The sequence below is a fragment of the Pseudorhodoferax sp. Leaf274 genome (genome assembly GCF_001422445.1).
GTDB lineage: Bacteria > Pseudomonadota > Gammaproteobacteria > Burkholderiales > Burkholderiaceae_C > Pseudorhodoferax.
Genome location: NZ_LMNA01000025.1, coordinates 269,628 through 285,557, shown reverse-complemented (window position 1 = coordinate 285,557; position 15,930 = coordinate 269,628). Strand labels below are relative to the sequence as shown.

19 protein-coding genes are annotated in these 15,930 nt (G+C 72.4%); 7 read left to right on the top strand and 12 right to left on the bottom strand.

Going from position 1 to position 15,930, the window contains the following annotated elements; translation table 11 throughout:
• Positions 1-32 precede the first annotated feature (32 nt).
• The 11 genes from ASF44_RS20375 to ASF44_RS20325 are packed head-to-tail and all read right to left on the bottom strand — an operon-like array spanning position 33 to position 10,245.
• Positions 33-833 carry a beta-ketoacyl synthase chain length factor gene (locus ASF44_RS20375; RefSeq protein ID WP_056901064.1) on the bottom strand — a complete coding sequence of 267 codons (801 nt, stop codon included), beginning with the start codon at positions 831-833 and terminating at the stop codon, positions 33-35.
• Positions 830-2,017, bottom strand: a complete 1,188-nt coding sequence (locus ASF44_RS20370; RefSeq protein ID WP_056901063.1) for a beta-ketoacyl-[acyl-carrier-protein] synthase family protein — start codon at positions 2,015-2,017, stop codon at positions 830-832. The genes ASF44_RS20375 and ASF44_RS20370 overlap by 4 nt, the downstream gene beginning before the upstream one ends.
• Entirely contained in the window at positions 2,014-2,739 is a 726-nt protein-coding gene (locus tag ASF44_RS20365; protein ID WP_056901062.1) for a cyclopropane-fatty-acyl-phospholipid synthase family protein, read from the bottom strand. Before ASF44_RS20365 ends, ASF44_RS20370 begins: the two co-directional genes overlap by 4 nt.
• Complete coding sequence (locus ASF44_RS20360) at positions 2,736-3,572, bottom strand: polysaccharide deacetylase family protein (RefSeq protein ID WP_056901143.1); 837 nt, start codon at positions 3,570-3,572, stop codon at positions 2,736-2,738. The genes ASF44_RS20365 and ASF44_RS20360 overlap by 4 nt, the downstream gene beginning before the upstream one ends.
• A 13-nt stretch (positions 3,573-3,585) precedes the next feature.
• Positions 3,586-5,964 (bottom strand): MMPL family transporter, encoded by a 2,379-nt coding sequence (locus ASF44_RS20355; RefSeq protein WP_056901142.1) that lies wholly within the window; start codon positions 5,962-5,964, stop codon positions 3,586-3,588.
• Positions 5,965-5,983: 19 nt separating this feature from the next.
• Positions 5,984-6,583, bottom strand: a complete 600-nt coding sequence (locus ASF44_RS20350) for a LolA-related protein (protein ID WP_082524928.1) — start codon at positions 6,581-6,583, stop codon at positions 5,984-5,986.
• Positions 6,552-7,577 (bottom strand): hypothetical protein, encoded by a 1,026-nt coding sequence (locus ASF44_RS20345; protein WP_056901061.1) that lies wholly within the window; start codon positions 7,575-7,577, stop codon positions 6,552-6,554. Before ASF44_RS20345 ends, ASF44_RS20350 begins: the two co-directional genes overlap by 32 nt.
• Positions 7,574-7,903 carry a MaoC/PaaZ C-terminal domain-containing protein gene (locus ASF44_RS32955; protein ID WP_056901060.1) on the bottom strand — a complete coding sequence of 110 codons (330 nt, stop codon included), beginning with the start codon at positions 7,901-7,903 and terminating at the stop codon, positions 7,574-7,576. The genes ASF44_RS20345 and ASF44_RS32955 overlap by 4 nt, the downstream gene beginning before the upstream one ends.
• Positions 7,900-9,282 carry an AMP-binding protein gene (locus ASF44_RS20335; RefSeq protein ID WP_056901059.1) on the bottom strand — a complete coding sequence of 461 codons (1,383 nt, stop codon included), beginning with the start codon at positions 9,280-9,282 and terminating at the stop codon, positions 7,900-7,902. The genes ASF44_RS32955 and ASF44_RS20335 overlap by 4 nt, the downstream gene beginning before the upstream one ends.
• Entirely contained in the window at positions 9,279-9,977 is a 699-nt protein-coding gene (locus tag ASF44_RS20330; RefSeq protein WP_156374612.1) for a hypothetical protein, read from the bottom strand. The genes ASF44_RS20335 and ASF44_RS20330 overlap by 4 nt, the downstream gene beginning before the upstream one ends.
• Positions 9,970-10,245 (bottom strand): phosphopantetheine-binding protein, encoded by a 276-nt coding sequence (locus ASF44_RS20325; RefSeq protein WP_056901057.1) that lies wholly within the window; start codon positions 10,243-10,245, stop codon positions 9,970-9,972. The genes ASF44_RS20330 and ASF44_RS20325 overlap by 8 nt, the downstream gene beginning before the upstream one ends.
• 179 nt (positions 10,246-10,424) lie before the next feature.
• On the opposite strand from ASF44_RS20325, the gene ASF44_RS20320 reads away from it, so the two are divergent.
• Together ASF44_RS20320 and ASF44_RS20315 are read left to right on the top strand one after the other, a co-directional pair.
• Positions 10,425-11,780, top strand: coding sequence for an NAD(P)/FAD-dependent oxidoreductase (locus ASF44_RS20320; RefSeq protein WP_156374611.1), 1,356 nt, complete (start codon positions 10,425-10,427; stop codon positions 11,778-11,780).
• A 60-nt stretch (positions 11,781-11,840) separates the two neighbouring features.
• Positions 11,841-12,425: a DUF4410 domain-containing protein gene (locus tag ASF44_RS20315; RefSeq protein WP_056901055.1), complete on the top strand. Its 585-nt coding sequence runs from the start codon at positions 11,841-11,843 to the stop codon at positions 12,423-12,425.
• Positions 12,426-12,434: 9 nt separating this feature from the next.
• Here the strand turns inward: ASF44_RS20315 and ASF44_RS20310 are convergent, their stop codons facing one another.
• A complete protein-coding gene (locus ASF44_RS20310; RefSeq protein WP_056901054.1) occupies positions 12,435-12,827 on the bottom strand; it encodes a BON domain-containing protein in 393 nt (130 codons plus the stop codon).
• A gap of 186 nt (positions 12,828-13,013) precedes the next feature.
• On the opposite strand from ASF44_RS20310, the gene ASF44_RS20305 reads away from it, so the two are divergent.
• The 5 genes from ASF44_RS20305 (at position 13,014) to ASF44_RS20285 (ending at position 15,728) form a co-directional block, all read left to right on the top strand.
• Complete coding sequence (locus ASF44_RS20305; protein ID WP_056901053.1) at positions 13,014-13,679, top strand: hypothetical protein; 666 nt, start codon at positions 13,014-13,016, stop codon at positions 13,677-13,679.
• An 83-nt stretch (positions 13,680-13,762) separates the two neighbouring features.
• Positions 13,763-14,551, top strand: a complete 789-nt coding sequence (locus tag ASF44_RS20300; RefSeq protein ID WP_056901052.1) for a transglutaminase family protein — start codon at positions 13,763-13,765, stop codon at positions 14,549-14,551.
• Positions 14,552-14,823: 272 nt separating this feature from the next.
• Complete coding sequence (locus ASF44_RS20295; protein ID WP_056901051.1) at positions 14,824-15,093, top strand: hypothetical protein; 270 nt, start codon at positions 14,824-14,826, stop codon at positions 15,091-15,093.
• A complete protein-coding gene (gene infA, locus ASF44_RS20290; protein WP_056901050.1) occupies positions 15,090-15,353 on the top strand; it encodes a translation initiation factor IF-1 in 264 nt (87 codons plus the stop codon). Before ASF44_RS20295 ends, infA begins: the two co-directional genes overlap by 4 nt.
• A 24-nt stretch (positions 15,354-15,377) precedes the next feature.
• Entirely contained in the window at positions 15,378-15,728 is a 351-nt protein-coding gene (locus tag ASF44_RS20285) for an RNA-binding protein (protein WP_200930633.1), read from the top strand.
• The last annotated feature ends 202 nt before the right edge of the window (positions 15,729-15,930 follow it).

Below are 15,930 nucleotides of genomic sequence, written 5' to 3'. Positions count from 1 at the left end.
GTGCGGGATCAGCCGCGCGATGCCGGCCCGCTCTAGCACGCGGCCACCTCCACCTGCAGCGCCAGGTCGTCCATGCAGTGCAGCAGCAGCGTGGCCGACGACCGCTGCGCCAGTGCCTGCAGCAGCGGCAGCGCGGCGGCGGCCGGGATGCCGCGGCGCAGCGCTTCCAGCGAGGCATCGGCACAGGTGCTGGGTGCGCCGCCGGCGGCGACCGGCTGCACGGACAGCCCGGCCAGGCTGCGCGGCGTGCGCACGGGCGACAGCAGCAGCGCCAGGCCGAAGTTCTCGGCGATCGGCCGCTTGGCGTGCAGCGGCTCGGGGTAGGGCAGGTCGTAGGCCACCAGCAGCAGCGGATGGCCGTCGGCGTGCACGCTGGCCGCGGCTTCGAGCAGGCCGGCGCCGAAGCTGCCGTCGTGCGCGCACAGGCTGGTCGAGCTGGCCTGGCTGGCCACCGCGATGTGCCAGTAGCCGGCCGCCGCGTTGTGCACGGAGTTGGTGAAGCGCGTCGGCGAGATCAGCGGGTTCGGCACGGCCAGCGCCTCGCACAGCGAATGGCAGTTGGCGCCCTCGCCGCCGGAGGAGCTGAACACGGTGGCCAGCGTCGAGGGGTCGGCGCCGGCCTGGGCGACGGCCGCGTCGGCCACGCCCATGGCCAGCCGGATCACCGGGCCGGCACGGCGGCGCTCGGCCGGCGGCAGGCGCGCGGGCGGGGCCAGCTGGGTCGGTGCGAACTGGTGGGCGGCCTCGCCGCGCAGCACGGGCTGCGCCGCTTGCCAATCGGGCAGGCCCGGCCCGAGCAGGCCGACGCCTTCGATGTACAGGGCAGAAGTCATGCCGCCTCCTTGCCGAGCACCAGGCTGGCATTGGTGCCACCGAAGCCGAAGGAGTTGCTCAGCACCCGGCGCAGCGGCGCGGCGCGGTTGGCGTCCAGGTAGTGCGCGTGCAGGTCCGGGTCGGGCTGCCGGCGGTTCAGGCCACCCGGCATGAAGCCGTGCTGCAGCGCCAGCAGGCCGATCGCGGCCTCCACGCCGCCGGCCGCGCCCAGCGTGTGGCCGGTCGCGCCCTTGGTGGAGCTGCACGGCGGCGTGTCGGCGCCGAACACGGCGCGCACGGCGCGGTCTTCCGACGCGTCGTTGGTCGGCGTGGCGGTGCCGTGCAGGTTGATGTAGTCGATGTCGCCCGGCTGCAACCCGGCGGCGGCCAGCGCGGCGCGCATCGCACCGATGGCACCCGTGCCCTCGGGATGCGGCGTGCTCATGTGGTGGCCGTCGTTGGTCTCGCCCACGCCCAGCACCCAGCCCTCGGCGGCATCGGCCTCGCGCTCGATGAGCATGAACGAGGCGGCCTCGCCGATCGACAGGCCGGCGCGCGCCGCATCCCAGGGCCGGCAGGCCTCGGGCGCGAGCAGTTCCAGCGCATTGAAGCCGTACAGCGTGGTCAGGCACAGGCTGTCGACGCCGCCGACCACGGCCGCGTCGATCCAGCCGGCCTGCAGCATGCGCTGGGCGTTGCCGAACACCTTGGCGCTGGACGAACAGGCCGTGGACACGACGCAGCGCGGCCCGGCCAGCTGCAGCGCCTCGGCCGCGAAGCCGGCCAGCGAGAAGGTGTTCTGCGTCTCGGCGTAGCGGAAGCCGTCCGGCAGCGCGCCGTCGCCCTGGCGGTTGCGGTAGGCCAGTTCGGTCTGCAGCAGGCCCGAGGTGCTGGTGCCCAGGAACACGCCCACGCGCCCCGCACCCCAGCGCGCCCGGGCGCGGGCCACCGCTTCGATGAAGCCGTCCTGCAACAGGGCCAGCCAGGCGAGCCGGTTGTTGCGGCAGTCGTGGTGGGCCAGGGCCGGCGGCAGCAGGGTCTGGTCCAGCCCGTCGACCTCGCCGGTCCAGGTGGCCAGCGGCAGGTCGAGAAAGCGCAGCGGCGCCAGGCCCGAGCGCTGCGCGCGCAGCGCCTGCAGCGTCTCGGCGCGCCCGGCGCCCAGGGCTGTGGTCAGCGTGAAGGCGGTGATGGCCAGCGGCGTCATGGCCGGGCCTCGGCCACCAGCAGCACGTTGGCGAACGGTGTGCCGGCGCTCATGGGCTGGCTGTGCACCGCAAAGCCCAGGCGTTCCAGCTGCGCCGACCATTCGGCCAGCGTGCGGCCGTACTGCGGCAGCACGCGGTGGCCGCGGATGCGCGTCACCACCGCATCGACCCATTGGCTGACGGCGAAGCCGCGCCGCGCGCTGGCATCGCCCACGCGCAGCAGCAGCCGGCCGCCGGGCGCCAGCGCCGCGCGCACGCGCGCCAGCACCTGGTCCTGCTCGTCGATGCCGATGTAGTGCAGCACGTCCAGGATCACCACCGCATCGACGGGCGGAAAGGCGGTGTGCCGCATGTCGCCGCAGACGAACTGCGCCGCATCGCCGAGCGGCGCCAAGGCCGCGCGTGCGCGGTCGACGTCGCGCGGCATGAGCTCGATGCCGGTCACATGCGCGGGCACGGGCGCCGGCGGCCAGGTGCTGGGCCAGCGGCCGTCGCGCGCCAGGGCGCCGCTGCTGGCGAGCAGGCTGGCCAGCAGGCCCTGGCCGCAGCCGATGTCCAGCACGCGCGCGCCGGGGCGCAGGTGGCCGGATTCGATCAGGTGGCGGAACACCGGGTCCATGGACAGCTTGCCGCGCGCGAAATGCCAGGCGAAGCGGCCGGCCGCGCGGTAGGGCGCGCAGGCCAGGTCGCGCAGGGATGTCCAGGCTTGGGAGGGATTCAAGGGTGCAGTGCCTCGGGAAGGGTGACGGCCTGCAGGCCGGCGCCGCGCAGCCGTGTCAGCAGCAGCGGCAGGGCCTGCAGCACCACGGGGCGGCCATCGGCCATGCAGGCGCCGTGGCGGTCGTGCAGCAGCACGATGTCGCCAGCGGCCAATAGGTGGGTCAGGCGCGCCAGCACGGTCTGCGGATCGGCCTCGCGGGTGTCGAAGCCGCGCCGCGTCCAGCTGACAAGCCGCAGGTCCAGCGCATGCAGCACCGGGTCCAGGAACACGTTGCGCAGGCCGGCCGGCGCGCGAAAGCAGGTGGGCCGCTGGCCCGTGGCCTGGGCCAGCCGGTCCTGCGCCTGGCCGATCTCGCGCCTGAGGCCGGCCGGCCCCAGCAGCGAGAAGTTGTGGCGGTGGCCCAGGCTGTGGTTCTGCACGCTGTGGCCGCGCCGCACGATCTCGCGCGCGAGCGCCGGGTGGCGCACGGCCTGCTCGGCGATGCAGAAGAAGGTGGCGCGCGCGCCGTGCGCGTCCAGGATGTCCAGCACCTGCGGCGTGACGGCGGGGTCGGGCCCGTCGTCCAGCGTGACGGCGACCTCGCCGCGCGCTGCGGCGGCATCCGGCAGGCGCAGCAGGTTGGCGCCCAGCCAGGTCGAGCGCGGCCACAGGCCGGTGGCGGTCAGCAGCGCGTGGTCCAGCGCCACGGCGCCGAGCGCCCAGGGCCACAGCGGCGGCGCGGCGGCCACCAGCGCGGCCGCGCCCAGGTGGCAGGCGGCGCTGGCCTTGATCCGCAGCGGCGCGCGCCAGCGCGTGGGGGCGCGGTCGGCAGCGGCGGGGTTGGTGGCGTGCATGGCGGCGAGCAATTTACACGCTGGGCCTGGCCGGCCGTGTAGGAATGAAGGCCGCGGACAGCAGCAGGCACAGCACGATGCCGGGCGCCACCACCTGGCCCAGCGCGTTCAGCGTCGGGATGTCCGAGAGCGCCAGCAGGAAGAACGAGGTGGCGGCCGTCACGTTGGCCAGCGCCAGCGAGGCCAGCATGTCGTGGTCGATCGGCTGCGCCGGCCCGTCGGTGCGCAACTGGTCGAAGAACAAGGCGTAGTTGGAGCCGATCGCCACCGTCAGCAGCAGGCCGACCAGGTGCAGGATGCCCAGCTCCACGCCGGCCAGCGCCAGCGTGGCGATGACGATCAGCGCCGCTGCGCCGACCGACTGCGCGATGCGCCACAGCCGTGCCCATGAGCGCAGGTGCGCCAGCAGCACCAGGCACAGCGCCAGCGCGCCGAAGCCGGCCTGCACGCCGGCCTCGTGCAGGTAGCGCGCGTACATGCCGCGCAGCTCGCCGGTGATGTCGACGATCTGCACCTGCGGCATGTCGGCGAAGGCGGCGCGCAGCGCGGCCTGGTCCAGCGGGCGCGTGCCCTGGTTCAACGTCAGCAGGCCGCGCCAGGGGCGTGCGCCCTGGCCGGGCACGATCAGCGCATCGAAGGCCGCCGCGAGCGCGGTGCCGTCCAGCGTGGCGCGGGTCAGCAGCGGCTGGGTGCGCGCCCGGGCCACGTCGTCCAGGAAGGGCTGCAGGCGTGCGGCGGCGATGGGGCCGTCGGCCGTGGCCTGCTGCAGCCGCGTGCGCAGCGCGTCGGCATCGGGCAGCGCGTCGCGCCGGGCCTGCTGCACGGCCGGGCTGGGCAGCAGGCGCGCCGGCGAGGCGTAGCCGGCGAGCTGGCCGTCGGCCACCAGCCGGTCCAGCCGCTGGCCGGCCGCCTCGGCGGCCTGCAGCACGCCGGCCTCGTCGGCGGCCGACACGGCCACCACCACGCCCGGATCGCTGGCGCCCAGGTCGGCGCGCAGCGCGGCGTCCAGTGCCATCTTCTCGTCGCCGACCGGGCTCAGCGCCGCCAGGTCGCCGCGCCAGGGCGAGGGCATCCAGGCCAGCGCCAGCGCCGCCGCCACGGCCAACGCGGCCAGCGGCCAGCGCAGGCGCTGCAGCACCGGCATGGCGGCGGCCAGGGCGCGGCCCAGGTGGCGGCGCAGGCCCATGCCGGGCGCACCCTTGGGGGCGATGGTGGTCAGCACGAAGCGCGTGGTCAGCGCCGCGCCGGCCAGGCCGGCGATGGAGAACAGGCCCAGCTGCGCCAGCCCCGGAAAGCCGGAGAACAGCAGCGCGGCAAAGCCGCACAGCGAGGTCCACAGGCCCAGGCGCACGGTCGGCCAGCTCGCGCGCAGCCACAGCCGGGCGCCGCCGGCCGGTCCGGCGCCACCGGCACCCCCGCGCGCCTGGATCAGGTAGTAGATGGCGTAGTCCACCGCCTCGCCGATCAGCGTGGTGCCGAAGCCCAGCGTGATGCCGTGCACGTTGCCGAACACCAGGCTGACGGCGGCGATGCCGGCCAGCACGCCGGTGCTGACCGGCAGCAGCGCCGTGAACAGGGTGCGCAGCGAGCCGCCGAAGGACAGCAGCAGCAGGCCGACCACGATCACGCCGCCGGCCAGCGCCAGCCGCTCGACCTCGGTCTTGATCTGCGCGCGCGAGGCGACCGCGAAGGTGCCGGCGCCCGAGACCTGCAGCTGCAGGCCGGCCGCCGCGTCGGGCGCGAAACGGGTGCGCACCAGTTCCAGCGCGCGCTCCTGGCCGTCCAGGTCGCTGCCGTCGGCGTGGGTGGTGGCCAGCAGCACGGCGCGCTGGCCGTCGCGCGCGACCCAGACGCCGCCTTCGCTGCGCGGCGCCTGCGCCGGCAGCATGTGCTCGGCCATGCGCAGTGTCTCGCCCGTGGGGTCGCGCAGCAGGATGGGCTTGACCAGGCTGCCGGCCGGCGTGCCCAGCAGGCCGGTGGTCTCGTCGATGCCCTCGCGCAGCCCCTCGGCCGTGAAGCGCTGGGCGTCGACCCCGGGGCTCAGCAGGTAGCGGTTGGCGAACAGGAACTGCGCGGTGTCGGCCAGGCCGCTGTTGTCGCCGTTGTGCACGGCGTCGAAGGCACCGCTGGCGCGCAGCGCCTGGCCCAGCCGCAGCGAAGCCTGGGCGCGCTGCTCGGCGCTGCCGCCGGCGATGCCGACCAGCACCAGCCGCGAGGCCACGCCGCTTTGCAGCTGGTCCAGCAATACGGCCTGCTCGGCGCTCGGGTTGCGCGGCAGGAAGGCCGACAGGTCGGCCACGTAATGCGTGCGCGCGGTGATGGCCGCCGCGGCCAGCACGAACACCAGCCAGAGCAGCAGGGCGGTGTGGCGCAAGCGGTGCACGTGGCGCATCAGCACGGGGCCCGTGCGCTCATTGCGGCGTGATCCGCATGACGGAATAGTCGCCGTCGGCCATGGAGATCGTGATCTCGCGCGGTGCCGACTGCCGGCCCTGGATCGCGACCTGCACGACCAGCTTGCGCAGGCCCGGGTCGCGCGGCGCCAGCAGCAGCTGCCAGCTGCCCGGCGAGCCGCCGACCTGGGTCTCGAAATGGCGCTCGATGGCCTCGCGGTTGCCGGTGAGCGTGCCGCGGATGGCCTCGACGATCACGGCGGCCTCGGGCACGCTGTCCAGCTGCACGGTGCGGCTGCGGCTGCCCTGGCGCATGGTCACCTCGTTGCCGACCACGCTGATGCTTTCGCTGCGCGGCCTGAGCGTCTCGCGCGTGAAGCGGTCCGGCGCCTGGAACGACAGCCGGCCCGTGCTTTCGACCGGCCGGTCGAGCACGCTGGAGTGGCGCTGCTCAACGAAGCTGGCCTCGCCGGACTGCACCTGGGCCAGCAGGCGCATCAGCTGCACGAGGTCGAAGACCTGCGCGCGCGCGCCCAGCGGCAGCGCGAGCGGCCAGGCGGCCAGCGCCAGCAGCAGGCCGCGGCGTTCAATCCGGTGTGGCGGAAGTGGATGTGGCATCGCTCGCCCAGAAGTCATAGAAGTTGAACCAGTTGTACGGTGCTGCGCGGCAGGTGGATTCCAGCAGCGCCACATAGCGCTGCACCGCGGCCTGGATCTGCGCTTCCAGGGCCGGGCCGGACGTGGTGCGAAAGTCGGCCAGCGGCTCGAAGCACAGGCTGTAGCGCTGCCCGCCGTGGTACAGGCCCGCCATGAAGAACACGCGCTGGCGCAGCAGCGCCGCCAGCCGCAGCGGGCCGTCGGAGAACGGCGCCGGCTGGCCCAGGAAGGGCAGCACCAGCGTGCGCGAGCGGCCCGAATGGCCGGGCAGCGTGCGGTCGGCCAGCAGGCCGGCCATGCCGCCGTCGGCCAGCCAGCGGCGCAGCGCCAGCATGGCGCCGGGCCGGCCCAGCGCGATGGTGTGCAGTTGCACGTCGGGCGCGATGGCACGCAGCGTGGCGCTGATCAGGCGCGCGTTGTCCTCGTACATGAGCATGGCCGCGCGCGTGCCCACGCTCTGCGCGCCGGCGCGCAGGGCCTCGAAGCTGCCCAGGTGCGCGCCCAGCAGCATCACGCCCTGGCCCTCGGCCAGCACGGCCTCGACCGCGGCCACGTTGTGGCTCTCGATCTCGAACTGCGCCAGCCGGCCCTTCAGGAAGTAGACGCGGTCCAGCACCGTCGCGGCGAAGCTGTGGATGTGGCGGTAGCTGTCGCGCCAGCCGGCCGGCCGCTGCAGCGCGCGCGCCAGGTAGGCCCGCGAGGCGCGGCGCGCCGGACCGTTGGCGACCAGGAAGTACAGCGCGATCGGGTGCAGCACCAGCCGCGCCAGCGGCCGGCCGGCGTAGACGGCGATCGCGCCCATCAAGCGCAGCACCCACAGGTTGCTGCGTTCGCGCTGGGTCGCCCAGTCGGCTGGAGGAGCGGGGGATGCGGCGCCGAGGTTTCCGGCGGCGCCCGCTTCGCCGCTGCCCGCGGCGGAGCGGGCTTGCTGGGAGCGGCCCTGCACTTCGCTCATGGCGTGGCTTCGAACACGCCGCTGGCTGCGACGCGCGCGTCCCTGGACAGGTCGCACACCGCGAAGCGCAGTCCGCGCCCGCTGCCCTCCAGCCGGATTTCCAGCGCGGCACCGGGCCGCACGGGCGCCAGGAACTTGGCGTTGGCAAGGCGGGGCGAGGGGCCCACGCGCGCGGCCAGCGCGGGGTCGGCCAGCACGGCCTCCAGCACCGCGGCCAGCAGCGACACGCCGGGCAGCAGCGGCTGCCCCGGGAAATGGCCGGCGAAGGCCGGGTGGTCGGCCGGGATGTGCAGCGGCAGGCTGCGCGGCGCGGCGGCGTCCGTCATCCGGCCAACTGGCGCCGCGCCCAAGCGCCGAAGGCGATGGCCGGCAGCTTGCCTGTGGACGGCTCGCGCGGCAGCGCCGGCACGGCCACGATGCGGCGCGGCAGGAACACCGGGTCCACGCGCGGGCGCAGGCCCGCGAGCACGGCCTCTTGCAGCGCGGCCTGCGACAGGCCGGGCGCGACCACGAAGGCCACCAGCCGCGCGACCCCGCCGTCGGCCTCGCCGGCCTCGTCGGCCGGCAGCCAGAACGCGCCATCGGCCACGCCGGGCGTGCTGTTGAGGTGGAAGTTCAGGTGCGCCAGCGAGTTGCGCTTGCCGGCGATGTTGATGAGGTCGTTGGAGCGGCCCAGCAGCCGGAAGCGGCTGGGCTCCAGCACGTCCAGGATGTCGGCCAGCGGCGTGGGCACGACCACGTGGCCGCCCATCACCTGGCTGTGCTCGCCATCGCCCGACAGCGCCAGGCCGGCGTAGGTGCGCCATTCCGGGCCGTCGGTGGTGCGCCGCGTGGCGACCTGGCCGGCCTCGGTGCAGCCGTAGATCTCGACCAGCTGGCCGTGCAGCGCGGCCTCGGCGCGGGCCGCCAGCTGGGGCGACAGCGGCGCCGTGGCGCTGAGGACCAGGTCCACGGTGGGCAGGGCGATGCCGGCTTCCAGCAGCATGCGCAGGTGGAAGGGCGTGGTGACGAGCATGCGCGGGCGCGGCAGCCGGGCTAACGCGGCGGCGATGTCGGCCGGGTAGAACGGCCGCTCGGCATCGAAGGCCGCGCCGCCCAGCAGCGCGATCAGCACGGTGGATTCGAAGCCATACATGTGCTGCGGCGGCACCGTGGCCACCAGGCTCAGGCCTTCGAGGTCGGGCCGGCCCAGGTGCTCGGCCAGGCGCTGTGCGCCGGCCACGGTGCAGTCCACCAGCGGGCCCCAGAGCTTGGGGTGCGGCACCGGCTGGCCGGTGGAGCCCGAGGTCAGCACGTGGGCGGCCAGTTGCGCGCGGGGCAGGGCGGGCGGCTGGCCGGCGGCCGGGGCGGCGGCATCGGCGGCATCGGCGGCATCGGCATAGTGCACCTGCGGCAGCGCGACCTCGCCGCCGCCGGCATCGACCAGCGCATAGGCCTGCGGCATCAGGCTGCGCAGCCGCGCCACGGTCTCGCGCTGGTGGTTGGGCGGCATCAGGTTGGGCTGGCCGCGCAGCATGGCGGCGCCCAGGCCCACGGCGAAGCGGTAGCGGTCGCCCGACAGGTTCAGCATCGCGCCCTCGGCCGGCAGCTGCGCGGCCAGGGCCTGCACGTCGGCCAGGTAGCGGCGCCGCGCGATCGGTGCGCCGGCGCGCCAGGCGATGGGGGCGTCCAGGTCGGCGCCGGAGATCAGCGGGGCCAGTGTCATGGCGGGGTGTCGGTTTGGGGCTGTGCCGCGGCGGCCGGCTTGCCGCTGTGCATGTAGCTGCGGATCGCGTCGGCCAGGCTGGCGCGTTCGAAGTCGGGGTGCAGCCGGTAGCGCAGCCAGTATTCGCCACCGAACATGGCGGCCACGGCCAGCGGCGTCAGCACGTTGGCGAACAGCGCCCAGGTCTCGAAACGCGCGAAGGCGTACAGGCCCAGCGACAGCAGCGCCATGGCGACGAAGTAGAGCGTCCAGGCCAGCGTGAGCTTGCGTGTGTAGGCCGCCATCTCGGGTGTGAACTGGCGGTGCACGCGCGCGGCCAGCGTGGTGATCAGCGCCTGCTGGCCCGCGCGCAGCGTGCTGCCGAAGCCCACCGCCAGGAACACGTTGATGCCCACGTGCTGCGCCAGGTACAGCACCTGCGAGGACAGCGGCGTCGGCAGGCTGGCCTGCACGCACAGCGCCACCACCGACAGCGCGCTCAGCGCCGCCAGCGGCCGCTGGCCGCCGCGCCAGGCGCCCCAGGCGATCGTCACCAGCATGGGCGCCAGCACCAGCACGGCATTCCATGGCGTGGCCGGGGCCGCCGTCATGAGCCAGTGCGAGGCAGCGATGTAGGCCACGCTGAGCAGCAGCATGGCCAGGATGCGAACGGGCATGGACAGCGCGCGCGGCATGGTGCCGCGCGTCTCAGGCAAGGGGCGCGCGGTGCGCGGCGATGTGTTCGGCCAGGCTGGCCAGCGAGCCGAAGATGCGCACGTTGTCCTCGTCGTCCGAGCGCAGCTGGAAGCCGTAGCGCTGCGACACCACCAGTGCCACCTCGAGGATGTCGATGGAGTCCAGGCCCAGGCCTTCGCCGTAGAGCGGGGCGGCCGGGTCGATGCTCTCGGGTGCCATCTCGAGGTTCAGTGCCTCGACGAGGAGCGACGCGACTTCGCGTTGCAGGTCGGTTTGTGTGGGGTTCATGCGGTCAGGGGTCTGTTGGCGGCAAAGGGCTTGGCGCCGGCCCTGCGGCAACCCTGCGGCGGGCCGGAAGTATAGCCACCGGGGTGCGGCGCCCGGCAGGTCCGGGCGCCGGGCGGGAGCCCCGGGTGGCTATCTTATGATCCCGCTCCCTCCTGTCGCCACTTGCAGCCACCGCCGCGATGCCGTTGTCACCTTCTGTTTCCACTCCCGAGCCGACCGATGCCTGCGACGTGCTGGTGATCGGCGGCGGACCGGCCGGCTCCACGGTCGCCGCGCTGCTGGCGCGCCAGGGCCGCGACGTGCTGCTGGTCGACAAGGAGCAGCATCCGCGCTTTCATATCGGCGAATCGCTGCTGCCGGCCAACGTGCAGCTGTTCGACCAGCTCGGCGTGCGCGCCGAGGTCGAGCGCATCGGCATGCCCAAGTACGGCATCGAGTTCGTCTCGCCCGAGCACGCGCACTGCAGCTATGTCGATTTCGCCGACGCCTTCAACAAGGACATGCCGTTCGCCTGGCAGGTGCGCCGCTCGGAGCTGGACGAGGTGCTGTTCCGCAACGCGGCGGCCTGCGGCGCGCGCACGCTGGAGCGCTGCCATGTGCGCAGCGTGGACTTCGATGCCGACGGCGCCAGCGCCCAGGCCCAGCTGGCCGACGGCACGCGCCGGCAGTTCCGCGCGCGCTACGTGGTCGATGCCAGCGGCCGCGACACGCTGCTGGCCAACCAGCTGCGCAGCAAGAAGAAGAACACGGCGCACAACAGCACGGCCTTGTTCGGCCACTTCCGCAACGTGCGCCGGCTCGAAGGCAAGCGCGAGGGCAACATCAGCATCTGCTGGTTCCCGCACGGCTGGTTCTGGTTCATCCCGCTGGCCGACGGCACCACCAGCGTGGGCGCGGTCTGCTGGGCCTACTACCTCAAGGCGCGCGGCGCCAAGACGCTGGAGCAATACTTCCGCGAGACCATCGCGCTGTGCCCGGAGCTGGCCGACCGGCTCAAGGACGCGACCCTGGTCGACGGCGCCGTGCACGCCACCGGCAACTTCTCGTACAGCAGCACGCATGCCACCGGCCCGCGCTACGTGCTTCTGGGCGATGCCTTCACCTTCATCGACCCGATGTTCTCGTCGGGCGTCTACCTGGCCATGCACAGCGCCTTCGACGGCGCCGGGCTCGTGGCCAAGGCGCTGGACGCGCCGGCCGAATACCCGGCCGCCTGCCGCGCCTTCGAGGCCATGATGCGCAAGGGCCCGCGCGAGTATTCGTGGTTCATCTACCGCGTGACCAACCCGACCATCCGCGAGATGTTCATGTACCCGGCCAACCCCTTCCGCGTGAAGGAGGCCCTGATGTCGTTGCTGGCCGGCGACATCTACGGCAAGACGCCGCTGTGGGGCGCACTGCGCATGTTCAAGGCCATCTACTACATGATCTCGCTGGGCCACCCGCTGCGCAGCTGGCGCGGCTGGCGCCGGCGCGGGGCGAACATCCGCGACCATGGCCTGCTGGCCGGCGAGACGGTCCAGCAGGTGAAGTGAGCGGCAGGTTCAGGCCGCGTCCGACAAGGGCATGCAGGGTGGGCCGCTAGAGTGGCCCGCATGAACACGCCCGATCCATCCTCCTACCCATCGTCTTCCTCCTGGCTGCGCCTGCCGGCGCTGGCCCTGTGCGCGGCCCTGGCCGGTGCTCTGGCAGGTTGCGCCGCCAACGTCGAACGGCCCGGCACGGCTGCCAATGCCTTGCAGGTGCCCGCGCGGGCCCAGGCCAGCGTGGCGCTCGTGGTGCGCGCGGCCAGCCCCGAGATCGCCAGGTCTTCGGACTGGCAGGCGCTGCGCGGCGCCTGGCGCGATGCCATGGCCGAGGCCGCCAGGACCGCCGGCAAGCAGTTCCAGTATCTCGAGGCCGAGCCCCAGACCACGCCGGCCGGCAGCACCCTGGTCGTGGTGCAGGTCAAGGACTACCGCTACCTGAGCACCGGCGCGCGCTACGGCCTGGGCGCGATGACGGGCAACGCCTACGTGAACGCGGACGCCACCTTCTACGTGGGCCCGGGCCGCACGCCGGTCGGCACGCGCAGCTACAGCACGTCCAGCAGCGCCTGGCAGGGCATCTTCTCGGCCATGACCGACAAGCAACTGGCCAGCATCAGCACGGCCATGCTCAAGGACATCGACGGCGGCTGAGGCCTGCTGTCAGCGCAGCGCGTCGGGGGCCGGTTGGGGCGGCCCCACGCGCAGGAAATTGTTGATGCAATGGATGCCCTCGACGTCCGACGCGATGTTGAGGGCCAGCACGATGTGCTGCTGGCTGGAGACGCCACCGGACAGCGTGGCGATGCCGTTGCTCACGCGCGCGTCGATCTGCTCGCTGAGCAGCTTCTTCCTGAACTTGAGCTTGCTGGCCAGCTTCATGCCCAGGCCCTGGTCGCGGAAGAAGCCGCTGTCGCCGGTGCGGCAGCTGGCGCTGGTCTTGGCACGGGCCGCCGCCGACAGCGTGGTCTCGGAAGGCTCGTTGGCAGAGGCCGGGCCACACACCAGGCCACCGGCCAGACTGGCAAAGACGAGGACGGAACGCGCGAGCTTCATGTCGTTGGACTCCAGGGGTTGGGCTTGCGGGGGCTAGAAAACAGTGCCGCCATGAATACCACCGCCACGAGCGCCTGTCGGTCGGACGGCACCGCATCGTTCCGTGCGGCCCAGGCATGGGCTGATCAGTAAAGGGATAGGCACGGACGGGCGGGCGATGGGCCACGGATGGGAAAGAATAGGCCGATGGGTGCCGCCGACTTCCTTCTCTCTCCCGCCTTGCAGCAAATCCTCAAGCCGGTGCTGGCCGAGCCAGCCCGGCCATTCGCCGCCGCGGACTTGGCCAAGCTGTGCAAGCTCGACATGCCGACCGTCGAGCAGGCCATCGCACAACTGCTGGACAACGGCGTGCTGCTGCGCGGCGATGCCAGGGAAGGGCAGCCCGAGGCCTTCTGCGCCAATGCCGGCTTCGTGTTCTATCCCGAGCTGCGCCGCATCGCGCTCAAGTCGTTCGCGGCGGCCGAGCCGCTGCGCGCGATGCTGCAGGCGAAGTTCCGCGGATCGGTGCAGCGCGCATTCATCCTGGGCGAGAACCCGGAGAGCGGCACCTTGAACCTCTTGCTGGTGTACGTCGAGACCGCGCCCGAGCGGGAGGCGCTCGACCAGGCGCTGCGCAAGCTGCTCAAGTCGGGCGCGCTGCGCCAGCACGTGCAGGCCGACGTGGTGCCGGAGCGCCGCTTCGCCGCCCTGAAACGCGGCGACGCGCTGCATGCGCAACTGGCGGCCGAGACCTGCGTCGACATTTCGCCCACGCCACCCCGCAAGGCCAAGGCTCCGCCCGCGCCCGCGCCGATGGGCCTGCTGCAGCGGGCGCGCCAGCGGCTGAGCGGCCAGGGGCGCCAGGGCGGCTGATCCTCGGCGTGTAGGACTGGCGGCGCGCCATCTGGCGCTGGCCGCCGACAGCGCCGCGCCACGCGCCTGGATAACTTGCGCGGATGCTGCTCAACACCCGCGCCACCATCACCGTCGAATGCCCCCATGCCTGCCCGGTCGTGGCCATGCTGCGCCCGCGCAGCGGAGCCGCCCAGTGGGTGGTCTCGGAACGCTACGACATCGCCCCCTGGGCCCGGCCGCGCGAGTACGAGGACGCCTTCGGCAACGTGTGCCAGCGTTTCACCGTGCCCCCGGGCCGCACCACGCTGGACGTGCAGTCGCAGGTCGAGGTCGACGAACATCTCGCCGTGGAACCCGAGGCCGGGCACACGCCCATCGACCTGCTGCCCGACGACGTGCTGGTCTACCTGCTGCAAAGCCGATATTGCCCGTCGGACAAGCTCGAATCGCGTGCCCGCGAGATCGTGGCCGGTGTCGCGCCGGGCTATGCCCAGGTCGAGACGATCCGCCGGTGGATCCACGAGAACCACGAGTACCGCTACGGCGTGAGCGAGGAAAGCACCGACGCACTGGACACCATGCAGGCCAAGGCCGGCGTGTGCCGCGACTTCGCCCACATCGGCGCGGCGCTGTGCCGCAGCCTGCGCATTCCGGCCCGCATCGTCGTCGGCTACCTGTACCAGCTCGACCCGATGGACCTGCATGCCTGGTTCGAGGCCTTCGTGGGCGGGCGCTGGTACACCTTCGACGCCACGCAGGCCACGCCGCGCGGCGGCCGCGTGGTGATGGCCTATGGACGCGATGCGGCCGACGTGGCCTTCCTCTCGAACTATGCCGACATGCAGGTGGTCGAGATGCAGGTCAGCGTGGACCTGGCCGGTGGTGCCTGAACCACACCTGCACCTTATTTGACCCTTTCGACCGTGGGATTCGGCACGAAAGGCCAAAGAGGTTACACTCGCGGGCCTGCCGTGACTTGCTCTCCTACACGGCAGCTGTCGTCTGACATGCACGCGCCCCCACTGGGGCCCGCGCCACGCCTTCATGACCGGCCCCGCCGGTACTTCGCGGTCGTCGAATCCTCTCACGGCGAGCATCACCGCTCCGGCTTCATCGCCGGGTCTCCCACCGCGTTGTGGCCGTGCCGGCTGGAACGCCCTTCATGTCCATTGTTTCAAGCGCCAACCTCACGGTCGGCAAGTACCTCATTTCGCCCCTGATCCGCATTGCCGAAGGCGGTGGCTACAACGCCTCCGTGTCGATCAGGAGCGGCCGCGGCAGCGGCACCCACGACCGCGTGCTGCGCCTCATCGGCTGCTTCCGCACGCCGGAGACCGCCCGTCGCCAAGCCCTGGCCGAGGGCATCGACTACATCCGCCCGCGCTTCGGTGCATCGGGTGTCCTTCCCCTTTGCACCCAAGGAGCCGAATGAGCAAGGAAGAACTGATCGAGATGCGCGGCAAGGTTGCCGAAGTCCTGCCCGATTCCCGTTTTCGCGTCGTGCTGGAAAACGGCCACACGCTCGTGGCCTACACCGGCGGAAAGATGCGCAAGCACCGCATCCGCATCCTTGCGGGCGACAACGTCTCCCTCGAACTTTCGCCCTACGACCTCAACAAGGGCCGGATCACCTTCCGGCACCTCGAACCTCGCGCAGGCGGTGCTCCGGCCCGCCCGCAATTCAGACGCTAACCCCCTAACACTCAAGGAAACATCATGAGCACACGCATCTACGTCGGCAATCTGGCCTACAGCATCACCAACGACTCCCTGCGCGAAAACTTCGCCGCCTACGGCGAAGTCAAGTCCGCACAAGTCATGCAAGACCGCGACAGCGGCCGCTCCAAGGGCTTCGGCTTCGTAGAGATGGGCTCTGCAGCAGAAGCACAGGCCGCCATCAATGGCCTGAACGGCGCCATGGCCGATGGCCGTGCGCTGACCGTCAACGAAGCACGCCCGCGTGAAGAAGGCGGCGGTAGCCGTGGCTTCGGCGGCGGCGGTGGTGGCCGCGGCGGCTACGGCGGTGGCGGTGGTGGCGGCTACGGCGGCGGCCGCAGCAACTACTGATCGCCAGGGCGCTTGCGCCTTCGCATCGAGACAACCGCCTTCGGGCGGTTTTTTCGTTTCTGGTCGGTGTTTCTGGGCATGTTTCCAGCACGCCTGCTTGTCCCGGTTTACCGTGGGCAAGGCTGTGGACAAGGGCAGGGGATTCTCCGCAAACCCTTGCCTGGCGCGGCCTGCGACACGGTGCCTGCGAAACAGGCAGATG